We start from the raw sequence: 19,157 nt of genomic DNA on the forward strand, positions 1-19,157 counted from the left end.
TGACAATTTCGACTGTAATGGACGTTCTTTAATGACTAGTCGTTTAAGAACGTCCCCAAGAGTTAACTGTTTGGGACAGTCTTTGCCGGTGGAGCACGGAGACGGCTTTACGAGGGGCCCCAGGTTGGCGCGAAAGAGGAGCGAAGCGTACTTGGGTACGCGAGCGACGAATGAACGCCAAGATGGGGTGGCTCGTAAAGCCGAGCAGGTTAGTTGAGCTTCAGGGCCTTCTGAATGGGCAGATAGAGGGCGCCGACCAGGATGGCGTTAAAGACGGCGGTCATGGCGATGACGGGCAGCATGGCTGCGGCGAGCTCGCCCACCACGCCGAGCATGGCCATTTTGATAACCATGAAGATGACGCCCGAGACGAAGGTGGTCACGAAGGTTGCGACGATGGCAACGGCAGGCTTGACCTGACCGTTCTTGCCGGCGGCGTTGACGATGCCGGCCATGAGCATGGCGGCGATACCCTCGGCGGCAAAATCGACAAACGGCGAGGTGGTGGTGATCTGGATCACGGCGGCCGAGATGAGGCCGATGACGAGCGCCTGGCCAATGTTGGGGCGAATGACCAGGATGGTGAGGCAGAAGGCCGAGATGATGAACTCGGGGCTGATCATGCCGCCCGAGATGCCCGAGATGGCCTTGCCGACGGTGAAGTTGAGGATGAAGCCGGCGGCAAGCAGGATGGCGAGCAGGACAAGGGCACGGATATCGAGCTTACCGCGGTCGGCGGTCTGGACGGTACGGGGCTGGGCGGCGGTGGTGTTCTGAGACATGGTGAAAGTCCTTTCAAAAAGGGGAGTGCAAGAAAAAACGGAGGCGCGTGATGCGAATGCGATCGGGCTCGAGATAGAAAAAGGCCCCCGGTCGAAACCGGAGGCCTTCCAATCACCTAGAGCGCAAAAACAGGCGTGAGGGACTCACCGTCGACCGATCGCATTCGCATCACGCCACCACCAGTTGTTGAGAGACGTCATCGCGTTCTTCATGTCGGTGGCTCCTTTCGTGATGCCATGGCGCGGTAGCACCTGATTGCTGTTGCGCTGCACTATAGCACAGTGCAATATGCGCGGGGAAATCTTTTTTGAAAAGATTTCAGGCGGGTTTCCCGCCGGTCAAAAGAGTGGGCTAAGTGGGCGAGGCTGCCATTGCTGCCTTGCCCACTCAGCTAAGACGTTACTCCTTATTGCGACGGTAGAGGAAGTAACCGCCTGCGGAGATGACGGCAACGCCAGCGATGGCGAATGCGGCCACCATGCGGCCATCAAAACGATCGCCAGTGGTGGGCAGGCCGCCCTTGGTGTTCGTCTTGTTGGTGGTTACTGTGGTCGTGGTGTCGGACTTGCCAGGCTTCTCGGGCTTGGTGGTGGGCTGCTCGGGCTTAGCGGGCTGCTCGGGGGTACCGGGCTGCTCAGGAGTACCAGGCTGCTCGGGGGTGCCAGGCTGATCCGGGGTTACCGGGTCGGTGGCAAGAGCGTCCTTGGCGTAGGTGATGGACACCTTGAGGCCGTTGGTCTCGGTGTTCAGGTCGCTCGGGGTGAAGGGCGTGCTGAAATCCTCAGCCTTCAGATAAGCGCGCATCTCCTGGAGCAGGGCCTTGCACTTGACGTAGGTGTTCTCAGTGGCAGCCTTGCCGGCCTTGTTTGCCAGGGCGGTGCGGCCCTCAGTGGTGGTCTCGGCCTGCATAGCAGCATCGACCTCAAGGTTCTGTTCGATGAGCTCGTTCTGAAGAGCGTCGAGGTAGGCGCGAACGCCGGTGCCGAGCTGCTCGCGGTGCTCGTAGCAGAGGGAACTAATGTCCATGAGGACGTAGTTGATGGAGTTCTCGGGCTCCTCGTTGTTCACGATGTCCGTCTCTTCGCAGTGATCGTAGGAGACATCCTGATTGCTGAAGTAGGGGCTGACCTCGGTGAGCAGTGCAGAGTACAGAGGAATAGCGACGGAGTAGGCGGCGCGGGAGAGCATCTCCCACTGAATGGTCGCGATCTCGGGGTCCATGCCCTGACGGATCTGGAAGAGGTTGGTCTCGGTGCTTCTTTCGGTGCCGATGGCGTAGACACCGTCGGTGTTGGCGTTGAGGCCGGGGACATTTTCGCCGCGGTTGCCAAATGCACGGATCATCTCAAAGGTGTTCCAGTCGGACTTGCCGGGCTGGAAGAACAGGGGCTGGATCTCGCTGACCATGGCTCCGGTTTGGTCGGGGCCTTTTTTCGGTTTAACCGTGACGATGTCGTAATCCGCACCCTTGGTCAACGGGGCCATGAAGTAATCGCGGCCCTGGACATAGCGAGTCCACTGATGAACGCCGGAATCGGCGACGCTTTTGCCATAGGTCTTGGCAACGTCGAACTTGCCGTCGGTGTACTCGGCGAAGCCATTTTTCTCGGGCATGGTCTGGATGCCCTCGGAGTGGAGGCAGTTCTCGGCGTCATCAAGGTTGACATCGTAATTGAGTCCGCCGATGTTGGGGTTGAGTGAGGCGACGTCATCGGCGAGCTTCATGGCGATCCACTGGTGGCCGGAAAGTGCGGCAAACAGCCAAGTCTCGTTGTTGTCGGCGATGATGATCTGGTCGTTGGAGCAGACGCCCTGCTCGTCAATCAGGCTGCCGAGGAGCTCGACGCCCTCGCGGGCCGTGGCGCTCTCGCCCAGGATGACGCTGGCGTAGTTGTACTCGCCGATGCCGGTTTTAGTCAGGGGGTCTGCTGTCTCGGCATCTGCATTCATACTGGTGCTTAGCGTGGCGGAGCAGGATACGCCCTTCTCGTTGATGCCTGCTTCAGAGTAGGCATCCCAGCGTTCATCCCACTGCGAGGGATGGTCGCGTACATAGGTGTAGCGATACGTGGTCTTGGTCGAGGTGTACATGAACGAAGACTCGTCCGAGCTGTACGTATGTCCCGGGCCGTGAGAGGGCTCAATGCCAAAGTGCTTAAGATAGCGCGGGCCATAGTCCTCGGAACGGCCGTAGTACGTGTTGCCGTCGGCCGTAAGGTTTTTGCCCATGTAGACCTGCGTGCAAGCGAGTGCAGAGGTCGGCATGGACATGATGGTTGCAGCTCCAAATGCAAGGCCTATGCCAAGCTTCTTGAGCGCGTTGACGGGGCGAGTTTTCCTCATTTTCCCTCCCAGCGTGCGAAAGCCCTCTGTCGCCAGAGGGCTTCAGCCAATAAAGACACCTCATTAGCGTAACGAACTGGAAACAATATTCATCTATGAAAGAAACTTACTCGATAAGCGTGATGAAATATGCGATGAGCGGTTAATCGTACTCAGTTTGCAACTTTACTTTAATAAAGACGCCCTGTAATTACTGTAGCCGAATAAAGTAGCTGGGAATGCCCGAAATGAAAATCCCCCGCTGTTTGACGAATGCATAAACAGCGGGAGAGGCGATAACTGGATGAATATCATACCAATGTGGATTTACTTCTTTCGGCGGTGAATCACGTTGATGGCGTAACCGACGAGCATGGCCAAGACGATGACAATAAAGCCGATCAGGGGATTGTCGTTCATAGGGTCCTCCTATTTTCCGAGCGGGGAGAATTCGTCGACGATGAGGTCGAGGCATTGCGGAAGCGCGCGGGCTCCAAAGACGCCCGAATTGCTGGAGATAATCTCGCCATCGAACTGCATGCCCAGTGACGGGGTGCAGGTGATCTTGGCTTCCTTGGTCTGGATGATCTTGAACTGTGGGCGCCCGAGTACCTTACCGGCGGGGTCAAGCGCAGCGGTGATCACAGTAGGCAGCAGCTGAACGGTGCGCACGGGTTCGATGACCGCAATATCGACCATGCCATCGTTCATGCGGCAGTCGGGGAACAGGTTGATGTCGTTTTGAATGACCGAGGTATTGCCCGCCATGCAGCAGATGCCGTCGAGCTCCTCGACAATGCCGTCGTGCTCAATGGTAAAGTGCGCCACCGTGGGGTTGGGCGTGGCGAGAGCGGAGAGGAAGTAGGCGATCTCGCCGATGTCGTTTTTGGTGGGAGCGGCCTTCATCATGATCTCGGCGTCGAAGCCCGAGCCGGCGATGATGATAAAGCCGTGGCGCTTCTCTCTGCCGTTCTCGTCGAGCCAAAAGAGCTCGCCCATGTCCACTTTGACCGTGCGACCGGCGCGGCAAGCCTTGGCAAGCGCCGCCGCCTCAGGGGCATTGCCGATGTTGTTGAAGAACAGGCAGGCCGTGCCGGAGGGGAAGACGAGCGTGGGGACGCCGCATCCGCGCATCTGGTCGAGCACGTTGGAGACGGTGCCGTCGCCGCCCGAAATCACCACGCGATCAAACTCGCGCACGTCTGCCACGGCGTCCTCGGGTTCCATGCCATCGCCGATAAAACGCATCACGACCTCGTCGCCGCCCTGCGCGAGGGCGTGCGTGAATGCGTAGATTTCATCTGAGCTGGGGCCCGATGCCGGGTTGTGGATGATAAGGCAGCGCATACTTACGTTCCCGTTCTGTGACTAACCGAGTATAGTTGTAAGACAATGCCGTTATCCTACCCGTGTTTTTCGGGCCTAACCTTATTCGATGGGTTGATATGTACATTTCCACACATCAGGCTCTACTCGACTTTTGCCAGCGCGCCCGTGAGTTTGACGCGATTGCCGTCGATACCGAGTTTTTGCGCGAGCGCACGTTCCATCCGCGCCTGTGTTTGGTTCAGATTGCCACCCCTGCCGAGAGCGTCGCGGTCGACCCTCTGGTGATCGACGACCTGTCGCCGCTGGCCGAGCTTATGGCCGACGAGAGCGTGACCAAAGTCTTCCACGCCTGCTCGCAGGATATGGAGGTTATGCTCCATACCGTGGGCGTGCTGCCGCGTCCGATTTTTGACACGCAGGTGGCCGCCGCCTTTTTGGGCGAACGCCAGCAGATTTCCTACGGCGCGCTCGTGCAGACGTTTTGCGGCGTCTCGCTGCCCAAGACCGAGTCGCTGACCGACTGGTCGCGTCGCCCGCTGACCGACAAACAGATCGAGTACGCGATCGATGACGTCAAGTACCTGATCGTCGCCTATACCGAGATGATGAGCCGCCTGCGCGAGCTGGGCCGCGTGGACTGGGTGCTCGACGAGCTGCGCCCGCTGGCTGACGAGTCGCACTATCGCGCCGATCGCCACGAGGCGTTCCGTAAGGTCAAACGCATCAATTCGTGCAGCCGTCACCAGTTGGGCATCGCGCGCGAGCTCGCCGCCTGGCGCGAGGACCGCGCCGAGCGCCGTAACATCCCGCGCAAGTGGGTCATGTCCGACGACACGCTGCTTGCGCTCGTTAAGCGCAATCCCGTGCGCGTTGAGGAGTTCCGTAGCATTCGTGGTACCGACCAGTTGGGGGAGCGCGATGTGGACGGCGCGCTCATGGCCATCAAGCGCGGCGCGAGCTGCCCGCACGATCGCCTGCCGCTCATGGTGCGCGGGCACCGTCAGATCTCGCCGGAGCTGGAGAGCGTGACGGACCTGATGTATGCGCTCATCCGCCTGGTTGCCGAACGCTCGGGAGTGGCGACCTCGGTTATTGCCTCGCGCGATGACCTGGCCGACTACATTGAGCATCCCGAGCAGAGCCCCCTGCGTGAAGGCTGGCGTTTTGAGCTTGTGGGCTCGCGTCTGGACGATCTGCTTTCCGGCAATATGGGACTCACCGTGAAGGACGGAAAGATTGAGTTGTTATAGGGAAGCCTAGTCTGCTGAGTGGGTAGAATGCCTCCAACGTGTAACTCGATTCGGAGGAATTCGCATGCCCTATTACTATGGATACGGCTTTGGTATCGACCCGCTGTACCTGCTGGTTGTTCTTGTCTGCACGGTGCTTGGCCTTGCCGCGCAGAGCTATATCAATTCGACGTACAAGACGTGGTCCAAGGTTCGCTCGGACGGCGACACGGGCGCCACGGTCGCTCGCCGCATGCTCGACGCCAACGGCTGCAATGCCGTGGGTATCAAGGGCGTCGCTGGTGAGCTTACCGACCACTACAACCCGCAGGACAACAATCTGTATCTGTCGGATTCCAACCGTTCGGGCGGCTCGGTCGCAAGCGTTGCTGTCGCTTGTCACGAGGCAGGCCATGCCGCGCAGCGTCAAAGCGGCTATGCCATGATGAAGGTACGCACCGCCCTCGTGCCGGTCGTCAACTTTACCCAGAACACTTGGACCATCGTGCTGCTCATGGGCCTGTTTATGAACATCGCGGGACTCACGACCCTCGCACTGATCTTCTTCTCGTTTAGCGTGCTGTTCCAACTGGTTACGCTACCGGTCGAGATTGATGCTAGCCGGCGCGCCGTGGCGTATATTGAGCAGTCGGGTATGAGCTCCAAGCAGGTCAACGGTGCCAAGAAGGTGCTGACGGCCGCCGCGCTTACCTATGTGGCTGCGGCGCTCACCTCGATTATTCAGCTGCTCTATCTTATGGCTCGCTACAACAGAAACTCCAACCGATAACAAATTGGGTCGCTGGGCGCCGCGGGAATTTGTGTCCCCGCGGCGCTGTACTATGTGTTGGACTTGAATTTGCGCAGGGCCAGAGCCTTTGTGCACGATGACGAAAGGAGGCTGCGTGGCAGGCTGGAATCTAACCGGCAATAGCGTTTCCGCCGAGTTCGACGGTTCGGACGAGCAAGAGCGTAAAGAGCTCAGCGTGAGCCAGGCGGTAGAGATCGCCGCCGGTGCGCTCGATGCTATTCCGCAACTGACCGTCCTGGGCGAGGTCACGGGTTTCCGTGGTCCCAATGCCCGAAGCGGCCACTGCTACTTCCAGATTAAAGACGACTCGGCCGCCGTCGACTGCATCATCTGGAAGGGCGCCTATCTCAAGCGTACCTTCGATCTGCGTGACGGCATGCAGGTGAGCTTTAAGGGCAGCTTCAATCTCTATAAGGCCACGGGCCGCATGAGCTTTGTCGCTCGCTCGTTTTCGCTGGCGGGGGAGGGTCTGCTGCGTCAACAGGTGGCGCAGTTGGCCGAAAAGCTACGCCGCGAGGGACTGATGGACGAGTCCCGCAAACGCCGCATCCCGGTGTTTTGCTCACGCGTGGCGGTCGTCACCTCGCTTTCCGGTGCGGTAATCGACGACGTCAAGCGTACGCTGCGCCGTCGCAACCCGCTCGTCGAGCTTGTCTGCGTGGGCGCCAAGGTTCAAGGCGAGGGTGCGCCGGCCGAGCTCATTGATGGCTTGCGCCGCGCCGCTTCCATTACGCCGGCGCCCGACTGTATTTTGCTGGTGCGCGGCGGCGGCTCCTTTGAGGACCTCATGACCTTTAATGACGAGGAGCTTGCCCGCGCGGTGGCGGCTTGTCCTGTGCCCGTGGTGACCGGCATTGGCCATGAGCCCGATACCTCGATTTGCGACATGGTGAGCGACCGACGCGCCTCCACGCCCACGGCGGCGGCAGAATCGGTGGCGCCGGCTATGACGGAGTTGGCCGATGTGCTCGAGGCGCGCCATCAGCGTCTGGGTGCCGCGATGGCATCGATGATTGGGTCGGCCCAGGTCGACCTGGAGATGCTCGATCAGCGCGGTCGCCGTGCCTGGGATACCTATACGGCTCGCTTGGGTGATGCGCTCGATGCCGCTGCGTGTCGCCCGTGCCTCAACGACCCCACATTTATGGTCGAGCGTCGCGAATCGGAGCTTGCGCTGACTGCCGATCGCCTGTCGGGCGCCATAGTACGCTCGGTCGGGACATTCCGCTCCAACTTTGAGCGCTTGCCCGAGCGTCTGATTACAAGCACCTCGGGGCTCGATGGTAAGCGCCATGCGCTCACGCTTGCGAGTTCCCGCCTAGAGCATCAAGGGCGCACGATGCTCAGCAAGCCAGCGTCCGACCTGAGCCGTGCGGCAGCGTCGCTCGATGCCCTGTCGCCGCTCAAAGTGCTTGCTCGCGGCTATTCCATCGCGTACAGCGATGATGGTGTGGCTACGAGTGCCAAGACCTTTAAGCCTGGCGACGCCATTCGCGTGCGCATGGCAGACGGCAACGTGGCAGCAACGGTCGATACGGTCGAGTAGACCGCGTTTCGCAGTGATAGACCCTTAGGAAAGGAAACAGATATGGCAGAGAAGACCCCGGTCGAGCAGCTTACGTACAAGCAGGCCTCGCAGGAGCTGGAGCTCATCATCCGCAGCCTGGAGTCGGGCGATATGGAGCTTGAGGAGTCGCTCGAGAGCTACACCCGCGGCGTCGAGCTCCTCAAAAGCCTGCGCACCCGCCTGTCCGATGCCGAGCAGAAGGTCTCGGTGCTCCTTAAGGACGTCGACGGCAACGACGTGCTCGCCGACGGCGAGGCCGCCAACACCGATGATAACCTTTCGTTCTAAGCATCTCGACCAAATATAATTACCTTGGTCTGTAAGAAAGGAACCAGCTATGTGCGATTGCATCTTCTGTAAAATTGCCAACCACGAGATCCCCTCGACCGTTGTCTATGAGGACGACCAGGTCATCGCCTTCGACGACCTCAACCCGCAGGCGCCGGTCCACACGCTCGTGATCCCCAAGAAGCACTACAGCGACATCGCCGACAACGTGCCTGCCGAGACCATGGGCGCCATGGCTCACGCCATCCAGGAGGTCGCCAAGGCCAAGGGACTGGAGGACGGTTTCCGCGTCATTTCCAACAAGGGTGTCAACGCCGGCCAGACCGTCATGCACTTCCATATGCACGTCCTCGGCGGCAAAAACCTGGGCGAGAACCTCATCTGAGGGCGCGTAGCCCGTCGACTTGGCTGCCTTTGGAGTAATCTATGCAGCTTTCTCAACTCGAATACCTTCAAGCGGTAGCGAACTATGGCGGCGTGCGCAAAGCAGCTCGCGCCGTTCATGTGAGTCCGCAGGCTGTTTCGTCGGCAATCAAAAAGTTGGAATCTGAGTATCAGATTGTTTTGCTCAACCGATCGGCGGGGGAGGCTGTTTTGTCTTCGGCGGGCAGAGAATTTGCGCGTCGTGCACGCGTGATCCTGGCACAAGTCGACGATCTCAAAAAGTACGCTCAATCGGGGAGCGACGGCGTTTCGCCCGATGGCCACTTTCGTCTTTACGCCCCCTGCCTTCATGGGCGGGGGCGCCTTTTTGCCGAAAACTGGTATGACTCGTTTGAACGCTCGCATCCTCAGATTCACCTTGATGTGTGGCATCAGCCAACGGCTACATGCTTTGAATCACTTGTGCTTGGTATTTCGGATGCGGCCATCTCATTTGAGGAACCAAGGGACAGTGTCCTTTCTTCGAAATACTTGGGTGAAAAGGAGCTCAAGGTTCTTTCATGCCCAGCGGGTCATCAATCTGTGGGCGCCATGACCATTCGCGAGTTACTGGGCGGCAGGCTCGCTGTTCCCATTAATTTGTCACCCTGTCTCAATGCAATCAATCAATGTCCCGAAGCCCAGCTCGTCAATTTTCGCTTCCGTGATGTTGAATACGGAAACAGGGCGCAGACTGAGTTTCTTCAAGCCGGGGGATTGATATTGAGTTTTTCTGGCTCTTCTCTCGCATCAGATGTATTGGAAGTGAGCGAGTGCTCCATTGAAGGTTCGCGTGACGTAGCCTTGCCCATCTACTTTTGCTATCGACAAAATGCCTGGACTGATCGACGCCAGACGGTTTTTCTGCACCTATTGCGTCATCTTGCTTCGTGAGATTAATTGGCTTCGAGGCATCAAGTGATTATTGACGCCTTGTAACACATAGCTGACAGCTTTGCCCTCATGTTTTTCCAAGATTCCGATTTAGATTGCTGACTCTTGGAGGGTGGAGCATGAAAAACCGTACGGTTTTGCTTTATATGACGTTCGTTTTTCTGTCGAACTTCAGCACCATCTTGTATTTTCTAACTGTCTACCTTGAGTTCGTCGGACTTTCGATGGTATCGATTTCTAGCATGATGATTGCATATCAAGTGAGCAAGTTCATCCTTGAAGTTCCCACTGGCTATATTGCTGATAGGTTTGGACGAAAGACAAGCGGTCTCGTTGGCGTCGTGGGAATGCTTGGATACTACGCCGCCCTGCTTCTCGTCCGTTCTCCCCTGCTTTTAATCGGTGCGTTCGCTCTCAAGGGTTTTGCCGTTGCGTGTGTGAGCGGATCCATCGAAGCGATTTACATTGACAGCGTCTCTCAGGACCAGCTCGTAAGACTTAATGTCGTTGAGCGATTTGTTTTCTATGCCTCTTATGCCATCTCCGCTTGCGTGGGCGGTTTCATTTCGTCCGTCGGTGCATATCTCATTGGTCTTTCGGCAGATATCATCGCAATGGTGTTGACGTTGGTTGTCGTTGTCTGCATTCCTGAAATGCGAAGAGGGGGCACTGCGACGACACCTGAACATGGGATTAGCCCGAAGATGATCGGTACCGCTATTGCGGGTAATGGCATTCTTCGTTCAGCGTTCATCATGGACTGTTCTCAGGCATTTGCTTTTGTCGCCCTGGAAGACTTTTTCTCACTGCTGCTTGCGGGTCGCGGAATGAATGCCGTCGCTTCGGGTGTCACCATTGCGGTCCAGCTCCTTGCCTCGGCCTCCATGGGACTTATTGTGCCCTGTGCGATTGCTCATGTCGACAAGGGCCGCTTTGCGCGTATTTGCGGCATCGTGCGCCTTTTCCTGACAGCTTTGTTTTTGATTCCCCTTACTCCGGCTAATTTGCTGCCCGTGTTCTATGCGCTGCAGACGGTTGCGTACTCGTTATTTGCTCCAATTAAATACTCATTTTTTCAAAAGGCAGCCGATTCATCGATGCGCTGTTCACTGATTTCGGTTCAAAACCAGATGGTGGCGGTGGGCGCCATCCTTTTCTATCTGTTCAATGCTGTGTTGAGCAGCATCGCGGGCATTCGAGTCGTATTGCTTGTCGCGCTCGGGATTTCTTCCCTTGTGTATATCCCCGCGCTCTTTCGTCTTACAAGCCAAAGGTCATGAGTATTTGGGCACCGATAACTTATATATCAACGCAATAAACCCGAGCGCGAGGGCGTTTGGGTTTATTATTGATGCGTATGTAACCTGGCGGCGCCACACCGCCTGTTAGTAGGGAGACACATGAACGTTCTGGTCGTCAACGCAGGATCTTCGACCCTTAAGTATCAGGTCATCGATACCAAGTCCCACAAGGTGTCCGCAAAGGGCTCCTGCGAGCGCGTCTGTTTTACCGGCGGTACCTTCACCCACGCTGCCAACGGCTCCAAGAAGGTGACCGAGAACATCGAGTTTCCCGACCACAAGGTCGCCATCGAGGTCGTCCTGAAGGACCTCGAGGCCAACGGCGTCAAGATCGAGGGTATCGGCCACCGTATCGTTCAGGGCGGTTGGTACTTCGGTGATTCCTCCCTCGTCGACGAGGACGTCCTCGCCAAGATCCGCGAGGTTGCTCCGCTCGCCCCGCTGCACAATAACCCCGAGGCCAACGTTATCGAGTACTGCCTCGAGCAGTATCCCGACCTGCCCAACGTCACGGTTTACGACACCGCTTTCCACTTCAACATGCCCGAGGTCGCCAAGACTTACGCCCTGCCCAAGGACGTCTGCGACAAGCTGCACATCCGTAAGTACGGCGCCCACGGCACCAGCTACCGCTACATCTCCAAGAAGGTCGCCGAGATGACCAACGGCGAGGCCCGCAAGGTCGTCGTGTGCCATATCGGCTCCGGCGCTTCCCTGTGCGCCATCGAGGACGGCAAGTGCATGGACACCACCATGGGCTTGACGCCGCTCGACGGCGTTATGATGGGCACCCGCTGCGGCTCCATCGACCCGGCTACCGTGTGCTACCTGCAGCGCGAGGGCGGCTACACCTTCGACGAGGTCGACGAGATGATGAACAAGAAGTCCGGCCTTTTGGCTGTGACCGGTGGCAAGACCAACGACTGCCGCAATGTCGAGGAGCTCGCTGCCGCTGGCGACCCCGAGGCTCAGCTCGCCTTCGATATGTTCGTCTACAAGATTGCCGCCAAGGCTGCCGAGATGGCCACTTCTATGTGCGGTATGGACACCCTGGTCTTTACCGCCGGCATCGGCGAGCACGCTCCGGCCGTCCGCGCCGGCGTTGCCGACCGCCTGGCCTTTATGGGCGTCAAGATGGATCATGCCCGCAACGCCCTGCGTGGTGACGGCGCTTGGTGCCTGTCTGCCAAGGATTCCAAGGTCAAGATTTTCGTCATCCCCACGGACGAGGAGTTCATGATCGCTTCCGACGTCGAGCGCATCGTCAACGGCAAGTAATTGATACAAGGGGAGGGGACTGGATGGCCTTGTGCCGTTCAGCCCCCTTTTACGCTCTTTGGGCGAAGAGTTTGATAGATATTTATCGAATTCTGATAACTTCTTATTAAGGATACGGCCGCCTTATGGGTTTGCCGACCGTACTGTAATCACGAAGGAGTCTCATGAACGTACTTGTTGTCAACGCCGGTAGCTCAAGCCTTAAATATCAGCTTTTGGATACCGATACCCGCGAGGTTTTCGCCAAGGGCAACTGCGAACGTATCGGTTCGGACATGGGCATCTTTGGCCACTCCGAGAACGGTGGCGCCAAGCAAACCGAGGAGGTTCCCTTCCCGGATCACCGTTCGGCTATCGCACGTGTGCTCGAGGAGCTCGAGAAGACCGACTTTACGATCGATGGCATCGGCCACCGTATCGTTCAGGGTGGCTGGTACTTCGATGATTCCGCGGTCGTCGACGATGAGGTCATGGCTAAGATCCTCGAGGTGGCACCGCTTGCTCCGCTGCACAACTACGGCGAGGCGGCGGCAATCGAGTATTGTCGCGAGAAGTATCCGGAGCTGCCCAACGTGGCCGTCTTCGACACCTCGTTCCACATGACTATGCCCGAGGTCGCCTACACCTACGCCCTGCCCAAGGGCGTGTGTGACAAGTATCACGTGCGCAAGTACGGCGCCCACGGCACAAGCCACCGCTATGAATGGATGATGGCCAAGGAGATCCTGGGTTCGCGCTGCCACCGTCTGCTTTCGTGTCATCTGGGCAACGGCGCTTCGCTCGCCGCCATTGAGGACGGCGTGTGCCGCGATACCACGATGGGCCTCACGCCGCTCGACGGCCTGATGATGGGCACCCGTTGTGGTTCCATTGACCCGGCTACCGTGTGCTACCTGCAGCGCGAGGGCGGCTACAGCTACCAGGAAGTCGATGACATGATGAACAAGCAGTCTGGTCTGCTTGCCATCTCTGGCATCTCCAACGACGCCCGTGACATCCGTACGCGCGCCTCCGAGGGCGACGAGCGCTGCCTGCTCGCCTTCGATATGTTCGCCTACAAGGCCATGCAGCAGGCCGGCTCCATGATCGCTTCTATGGCGGGCGTGGACACCATCACCTTTACCGCCGGCATCGGCGAGAACGACTGGTCGATCCGCAAGGCTTTCTGCGACTGCTTCGAGTGGCTGGGCGTGCGCATCGACAACAACAAGAACCGCGAGGCCGTGGGTAACGGCCCGCAGGTCATCAGCGCCGCCGGTTCCGCCGTCACGGTCATGGTCATCCCCACCGACGAGGAATACATGATCGCCCACGACGTCGAGCGTCTGACCAAGAACAACTAGCGCTCATTTGCAATTGAATGAAAGGCCTCCAGAGCAAACGGCTCCGGAGGCCTTTTTGTTGGCAGAAGGACGACGACCCAAGCTTTGCCGCTCAGATCCAAAGTGATCGATTCCAAACACATACGCCCTCGGTACCGTCAAGATTCTTTCGCAAATTGATCGAGGCGGCCTCGGCCCCGCCTTGCTCTAGCCCTCCGCCTTCTTGCTCAGCTCGTCCATCTCCTCCAGCTTCGACATGTCCAGGTACCTCCTCTTGCCCCATTCGTGCTCCACGATGTACTTCAGCCTCGCCGTCACCAGCATCAGGGCCGAGTTGCCGTCCGGGAAGGTCCCTACGACTCTCGTCCTCCGCCTGATCTCGCGGTTGATGCGCTCGATACCGTTATTGGTCCGGGTTCTGCGCCAGTGCTCCGGCGGGAAGTCCGTGTAGGCGAGAGTCTCGGAGAAGCCGTCGCGCACCGTCCTCGCGGCCGCGCCGAGCCTCATCCCGTCCAGCTCGTCCGCCACCTCCGCCGCCTTCCTCGAGCACGCCTCGCGCGATTCCTGCGCGTGAATCGCCTTCAGCATGCGCGCCACGGCCTTCCTCCTGGTCACGGGCACCCTTCCCAACACGTTTCGGTAGAAGTGGACCGTGCAGCGCTGGTAGCGTGCCCCGGGGAACACCTCCTCGAGCGCACCGAGCATCCCCGCGCACTTGTCGCCGGTGACGAGCCGCACGCCGGAGAGCCCGCGCCCCCTGAGCCACGAGAAGAACTCGCGCCACGAGTCCGCCGACTCGGTGTAGCCCTCCGCGCAGCCGATGACCTCCCGGTCGCCGGTGGAGTTGACGCCGATGGCCACCAGAACGGCCACGTTCTCGTAGGACCCTCCCCAGCTGCGCTTGAGGTAGATGCCGTCGACGAAAACGTAAGGGTAATCGCCCTCGAGCGGCCTCTGGCGCCAGGCCTCGATGGACGCGAACGCCTTCTCGTTGAGGTTGGAGACGGTGCCGGAGGACACGGGCGCTCCCCAGAGGAGTTCGGAGACGTCCTCGATTCTCCTGGTCGAGACGCCCGCGAGGTACATCTCGACGATGGCCTCCTCGACCGAAGTCTCGCGCCTGCGGTAGCGCTCGATAACGGCCGTCTGGAAGGTCGCGCCGCGCAGCTTCGGCACGTTGAGCTCGACCTCTCCTGCCCCGGTGACGAGCTTTCTCGCGTAGTGGCCGCTGCGGTATGCCTCCCGGCCTGCCGTCCTCTCGTAGCGCCCGGCCCCTACGAGCTCGGACGCCTCCTCGTCGAGCAGCGCGTTGAGCGTCTCCTCGACGGTCTTCCTCACCAGATTCTTTATGTCCTTGCGCAGCGACTCCTCGTCGACTGTTACGATGTTCGCAGACACGGCCCGTGCCCCTTTCGTCGTTGATTTGTTGTTTAGCCGCTAGAAATCATATGACGGGGCGCGGGCCGTGTTCCGCTATGCGGTTGTCAATTTGCGAAAGAAATTATGCGTCACCACGCCCTCAGCAACGTTGCCCATGCATTCAGATCCTCAGCCCCAGCTCGTAGCCAAGCCGCCGCCCACTCCAGATGCTCTGAATGCTTCGTAGCAGTAGAAGGCCGTACGGGCTAACCCATGAAAACATTCCGCAGACCAGAAACGCCCCCGTTCGTAGCTCCGAAGGAGCGGAACGGGGGCGTTTCATTGGTCGAGGACGTTTTCAGGGGTTAGCCCGTACGGCCTTCGGGCGAGTGCGTCCGCTACTCAGCCATCTGAGCCTGGACGGCGGTGATGGCCACGACACCCACGATGTCGTCGGCAGAGCAGCCGCGCGAAAGGTCGTTAACCGGCTTGGCGATGCCCTGCAGGATGGGGCCGTAAGCGTCGGCGCCAGCGAAGCGCTGAACCAGCTTGTAGCCGATGTTGCCGGCCTCGAGGTCGGGGAACACGAGCACGTTGGCCTTGCCGGCAACGGAGGAGCCGGGAGCCTTGAGCTGGGCGACGGTGGGGACGATAGCGGCATCGAGCTGCAGGTCGCCGTCGATGGCGAGCTCAGGAGCCTTCTCCTTGCAGAACTTCACGGCCTCCTGGACCTTCTTGGCGACCTCGCCGCCGGCGGAGCCCATGGTGGAGTAGGAGAGCATGGCCACGTGCGGCTCAACGTTGCCCATGAAGGTGGACCAGGAGTGAGCGGAGGCGATGGCGATCTCGGAGAGCTCGTCGGAGGACGGGTTGATGTTGAGGCCGCAGTCGGCGAAGATCAGCGTGCCGTCGGTGCCGAACTGCGGGGTGTCGGTGCACATCACGAAGAAGGCCGAGACCAGCTTGGTGCCCGGGGCGGTCTTGAGGATCTGCAGCGCGGGGCGCAGGGTGTCGGCGGTGGAGTGGCAGGCGCCGGAGACCAGGCCGTCGGCGTCGCCCATCTTGACCATCATGGTGCCAAAGTAGGTGGCGTCCATCACCTGGGCGCGAGCCTGCTCGATGGTAACGCCCTTCTTGGCGCGGAGCTCGGCAAACTTCTGTGCGTACTCCTCGTGCTTCTCGGCATTGCGCGGGTCGATGACGGTGGCGCCGGGAACGTTGATCTCGTTGGGATCGCCCAGGATGACGATGTTGGCCAGGCCTTCCTCGATGATCTTGTTGGCCGCGACGATGGTGCGCGGATCCTCGCCCTCGGGCAGGACGATGGTCTTAAGGTCGGCCTTGGCGGCAGACTTCATACGGTTTAGGAAATCGCTCATGTTACTCCTTGCAAGCGTTTCGCTAAGCTCCAGGCGCCCGGCTGTTCACGAATAAACCCGCTGCTAGCGGGTTTACCTTTCAATTATGTACGCCGCGGTGCTTGAGCTTTCCTTGTGTGGCAAGCTCATTATAGGACGCATTAGCGCTATAATCGCTCTGATAAATATGTCTCGAAGAATGTTCGAGAAAAGCCCAGCTAACGAGCCCGTGGCTTTTGACAAGGAGTATCGATGCAGATTACCTCAGGCCTGCCTGAAGGCTTTAACGCCGGCGCGTACGACATGATTGTCGTCGGTGCTGGATATGCCGGTGCCGTTTGCGCCCGCCGTCTTGCCGAGACCATCGGCTATCGTGTTGCCGTTTTGGAGCGCCGTAGCCACATTGCGGGCAATGCCTATGACTGCACTGACGAGGCCGGAATCCTGATCCACGAGTACGGTCCGCATATCTATCACACCTTTAACGAGCGCGTGCACAATTTCCTGTCGCGCTTTACCAAGTGGACGGATTATCAGCACAAGGTGCTCGCCAACATCAACGGCACCCTTATGCCCGTGCCCTTCAACCACGCGAGTCTCAAGCTCGCCTTTGGTGACGAGCGCGGCGAGGAGCTGTATCAGAAGCTCGTGGAGACCTTTGGCAAGGATGTCAAGGTGCCCATTATGGAGCTGCGTAAGAAGAACGACCCCGACTTGGCCGAGGTCGCTGATTACGTCTACGAGAACGTCTTTTTGCATTACACCATGAAGCAGTGGGGCCAGACGCCCGACCAGATCGATCCCTCGATCACCGGCCGCGTTCCCGTCTTTGTGGGCGACGATGACCGCTACTTCCCGCAGGCCCCCTTCCAGGGTATGCCGCAGGATGGCTACACGGCGCTGTTTGAGCACATGCTCGACCACGACCTGATTGATGTGTTCTGCGACGTGGATGCTCGCGATCTCTTCGAGATCGACGAGACAACCGTCAAGGTCGACGGCAAGGTCTACGGCGGCGAGATCGTCTATACCGGTCCGCTCGATGAGCTGTTCAACCTCGACCTGGGCGCGCTGCCGTACCGCACGCTCGACATGAAGTTCGAGACGCTCGATATGGATCAGTTCCAGCCCGTGGGTACCGTCAACTACACCACGAGCGAGGATTACACGCGCATTACCGAGTTCAAGAACATGACCGGTCAGGTTCTGCCCGGCAAGACCACCATCATGAAGGAGTACTCCAAGGCCTATACGCCCGGCTCGGGCGAGACGCCGTATTACGCCATTCTTGAGCCCGAGAACCGTGAGCTCTATGAGCGCTATCTTGAGCGCGTCCAGAACCTGACAAACTTCCACCCGGTGGGTCGTCTGGCCGAGTATCGTTACTACGATATGGATGCCGTGACCAATTCCGCCCTCGATCTTTCGGATGAGATTATCGCCTGCCATGCATAAAGTCATAACATTCGGTATTCCCTCGTATAACGCCGCTAAGGACATGGACCATTGCATTACCTCCATCTTGGAGGGGAGCAATTATGCCACCGATATCGAGATTATCGTGGTGGACGACGGCTCCAAGGATGAGACGGCCGCCAAGGCCGACGAGTGGGAGGCCCGTTATCCTGGAATCATCCGCGCGGTGCACCAGGAGAATGGCGGCCACGGTATTGCCGTCCTTTCGGGTCTGCGCGAGGCGCAGGGCACCTACTACAAGGTTGTCGACTCGGACGACTGGCTTGACGGCGCTGCCCTTTCGACCATGCTGTCGATTCTGCGCGGCTTTGAAGAGCGCGACCAGCGCGTTGACCTGTTTATCTCGAACTACGTGTACGAGAAGGTTTACGAGGGTACGCATACGGCCATTGGTTACAAGTTTGCCTTGCCTCGAAAAAAGATCTTTACCTGGGACCAGATTGGCCATTTCCGCCTGGACCAGAATCTGCTCATGCACAGCCTGTGCTATCGCACGGATGTGCTGCGCGAGTCCAACCTTCCCATGCCGCCGCACACGTTCTATGTGGACAACATCTACGCCTACGTGCCGCTGCCGCGTTGCAAGACCATGTACTACGCCGACATCGACCTCTATCGCTACTTTATCGGTCGCGAGGGCCAGAGTGTCAACGAGGCCACGATGGTCAAGCGTCTCGATCAGCAGTTCCGTGTGACGCGCATCATGATGGAGTCGTACCACCTGTACAGCGATGTCGAGTCGTCGCGTCTGCGTTCGTACATGATGGGTTATTTCACTATGATGATGGCGATCTGCTCGGTGCTCACCAAGCTTTCCGAGGAAGATTGCGCCGACGAGCGCCTAAAGACGCTGTGGAATGATTTGAAGGCCTATGACGAGCGTATGTATCGTCGTGCACGTTACGGTGTGGTCGGCTTCTTCACCAACCTCCGCGGTCGTGCCGGAGACAAAACCACGATCGGCCTATACCGTCTTGCCTCAAAGATCTTCAAATTCAACTAACTGCAGAGTAATCGCTTCTGTTAGGTTGACTGGGCCCCTTGGCCTTTAGTTTGCTACTGCGAACAGTCCTGTCTCGCACGGAAAGCACATTAAGTGCTTTCCGGCTCGTGCGGAACTTGTATCAAACTAAAGGCCAAGGGGCCTCTGCTATAAGAATCGATTGTCAGATTATTTGAATTTGAAGATCTTAGACGCGCGGTACACAGGGGCCTGGGCTGAAAAGAATTTGGTTGGTAGTCGGTCGGAGACGGGCGGGCATTACGTTTGTCGCGAGTTCCGCATGCAAAGAAGGCCACTTAATGTGGCCTTCGTCTTGCATAGGACTGTAGAGCAGCAAACGTAATGCCCGCCCGTCTCCGACCGACGGTCGAGCGAGACTACTTAGCGGCGCCGGGGATGCCGTGGGAGGTTTTG

Annotated in this window: 16 protein-coding genes; 11 read left to right on the forward strand and 5 right to left on the reverse strand. The window is 58.6% G+C overall.

Annotated features, from left to right (window positions below):
• Positions 1-209 precede the first annotated feature (209 nt).
• The 3 genes from DW850_RS09045 to DW850_RS09055 all read right to left on the reverse strand — a co-directional run bounded on the left by DW850_RS09045 (position 210) and on the right by DW850_RS09055 (position 4,452).
• Positions 210-782, reverse strand: coding sequence for a hypothetical protein (locus DW850_RS09045; protein WP_117786873.1), 573 nt, complete (start codon positions 780-782; stop codon positions 210-212).
• A gap of 400 nt (positions 783-1,182) precedes the next feature.
• Positions 1,183-3,126, reverse strand: a complete 1,944-nt coding sequence (locus tag DW850_RS09050) for a C69 family dipeptidase (protein WP_117786874.1) — start codon at positions 3,124-3,126, stop codon at positions 1,183-1,185.
• Between the two features lie 408 nt (positions 3,127-3,534).
• Positions 3,535-4,452, reverse strand: a complete 918-nt coding sequence (locus DW850_RS09055) for a diacylglycerol kinase family protein (protein WP_117773928.1) — start codon at positions 4,450-4,452, stop codon at positions 3,535-3,537.
• 98 nt (positions 4,453-4,550) lie between these two features.
• Between DW850_RS09055 and rnd the strand changes: the two genes are divergently transcribed.
• From rnd to DW850_RS09100, 9 genes are all read left to right on the forward strand, one after another.
• The gene (rnd, locus tag DW850_RS09060) at positions 4,551-5,684 is read left to right on the forward strand and encodes a ribonuclease D (RefSeq protein ID WP_006234315.1); all 1,134 of its coding nucleotides are present in this window, start codon (positions 4,551-4,553) and stop codon (positions 5,682-5,684) included.
• 64 nt (positions 5,685-5,748) lie between these two features.
• Positions 5,749-6,453: a zinc metallopeptidase gene (locus tag DW850_RS09065; RefSeq protein ID WP_117655317.1), complete on the forward strand. Its 705-nt coding sequence runs from the start codon at positions 5,749-5,751 to the stop codon at positions 6,451-6,453.
• Positions 6,454-6,568: 115 nt separating this feature from the next.
• Complete coding sequence (xseA, locus tag DW850_RS09070; protein ID WP_334203746.1) at positions 6,569-8,020, forward strand: exodeoxyribonuclease VII large subunit; 1,452 nt, start codon at positions 6,569-6,571, stop codon at positions 8,018-8,020.
• Between the two features lie 42 nt (positions 8,021-8,062).
• Positions 8,063-8,329, forward strand: a complete 267-nt coding sequence (gene xseB / locus DW850_RS09075; protein WP_006234311.1) for an exodeoxyribonuclease VII small subunit — start codon at positions 8,063-8,065, stop codon at positions 8,327-8,329.
• Positions 8,330-8,378: 49 nt separating this feature from the next.
• Positions 8,379-8,714, forward strand: coding sequence for a histidine triad nucleotide-binding protein (locus tag DW850_RS09080; protein WP_035137921.1), 336 nt, complete (start codon positions 8,379-8,381; stop codon positions 8,712-8,714).
• Positions 8,715-8,755: 41 nt separating this feature from the next.
• Positions 8,756-9,646 carry a LysR family transcriptional regulator gene (locus DW850_RS09085; RefSeq protein WP_117786875.1) on the forward strand — a complete coding sequence of 297 codons (891 nt, stop codon included), beginning with the start codon at positions 8,756-8,758 and terminating at the stop codon, positions 9,644-9,646.
• Positions 9,647-9,765: 119 nt separating this feature from the next.
• Complete coding sequence (locus DW850_RS09090; RefSeq protein WP_117786876.1) at positions 9,766-10,926, forward strand: MFS transporter; 1,161 nt, start codon at positions 9,766-9,768, stop codon at positions 10,924-10,926.
• A gap of 120 nt (positions 10,927-11,046) precedes the next feature.
• Positions 11,047-12,225 carry an acetate/propionate family kinase gene (locus DW850_RS09095; protein WP_006234305.1) on the forward strand — a complete coding sequence of 393 codons (1,179 nt, stop codon included), beginning with the start codon at positions 11,047-11,049 and terminating at the stop codon, positions 12,223-12,225.
• A gap of 164 nt (positions 12,226-12,389) precedes the next feature.
• Complete coding sequence (locus DW850_RS09100) at positions 12,390-13,568, forward strand: acetate/propionate family kinase (RefSeq protein ID WP_117786877.1); 1,179 nt, start codon at positions 12,390-12,392, stop codon at positions 13,566-13,568.
• 186 nt (positions 13,569-13,754) lie between these two features.
• Here DW850_RS09100 and DW850_RS09105 read toward each other — a convergent pair whose 3' ends face one another.
• Both DW850_RS09105 and pta read right to left on the reverse strand, forming a co-directional pair.
• Entirely contained in the window at positions 13,755-14,945 is a 1,191-nt protein-coding gene (locus tag DW850_RS09105) for an IS256 family transposase (protein ID WP_117786878.1), read from the reverse strand.
• A 359-nt stretch (positions 14,946-15,304) separates the two neighbouring features.
• Positions 15,305-16,285, reverse strand: a complete 981-nt coding sequence (gene pta, locus DW850_RS09110; protein ID WP_089573084.1) for a phosphate acetyltransferase — start codon at positions 16,283-16,285, stop codon at positions 15,305-15,307.
• Positions 16,286-16,516: 231 nt separating this feature from the next.
• On the opposite strand from pta, the gene glf reads away from it, so the two are divergent.
• The gene (glf, locus tag DW850_RS09115) at positions 16,517-17,719 is read left to right on the forward strand and encodes a UDP-galactopyranose mutase (RefSeq protein WP_117583930.1); all 1,203 of its coding nucleotides are present in this window, start codon (positions 16,517-16,519) and stop codon (positions 17,717-17,719) included.
• Positions 17,712-18,743, forward strand: a complete 1,032-nt coding sequence (locus DW850_RS09120) for a glycosyltransferase family 2 protein (RefSeq protein ID WP_117786879.1) — start codon at positions 17,712-17,714, stop codon at positions 18,741-18,743. The genes glf and DW850_RS09120 overlap by 8 nt, the downstream gene beginning before the upstream one ends.
• Positions 18,744-19,157 lie beyond the last annotated feature (414 nt).

This window comes from Collinsella sp. AM36-4AA (assembly GCF_003467795.1).
In the GTDB taxonomy this organism is placed as follows: Bacteria; Actinomycetota; Coriobacteriia; order Coriobacteriales; family Coriobacteriaceae; genus Collinsella.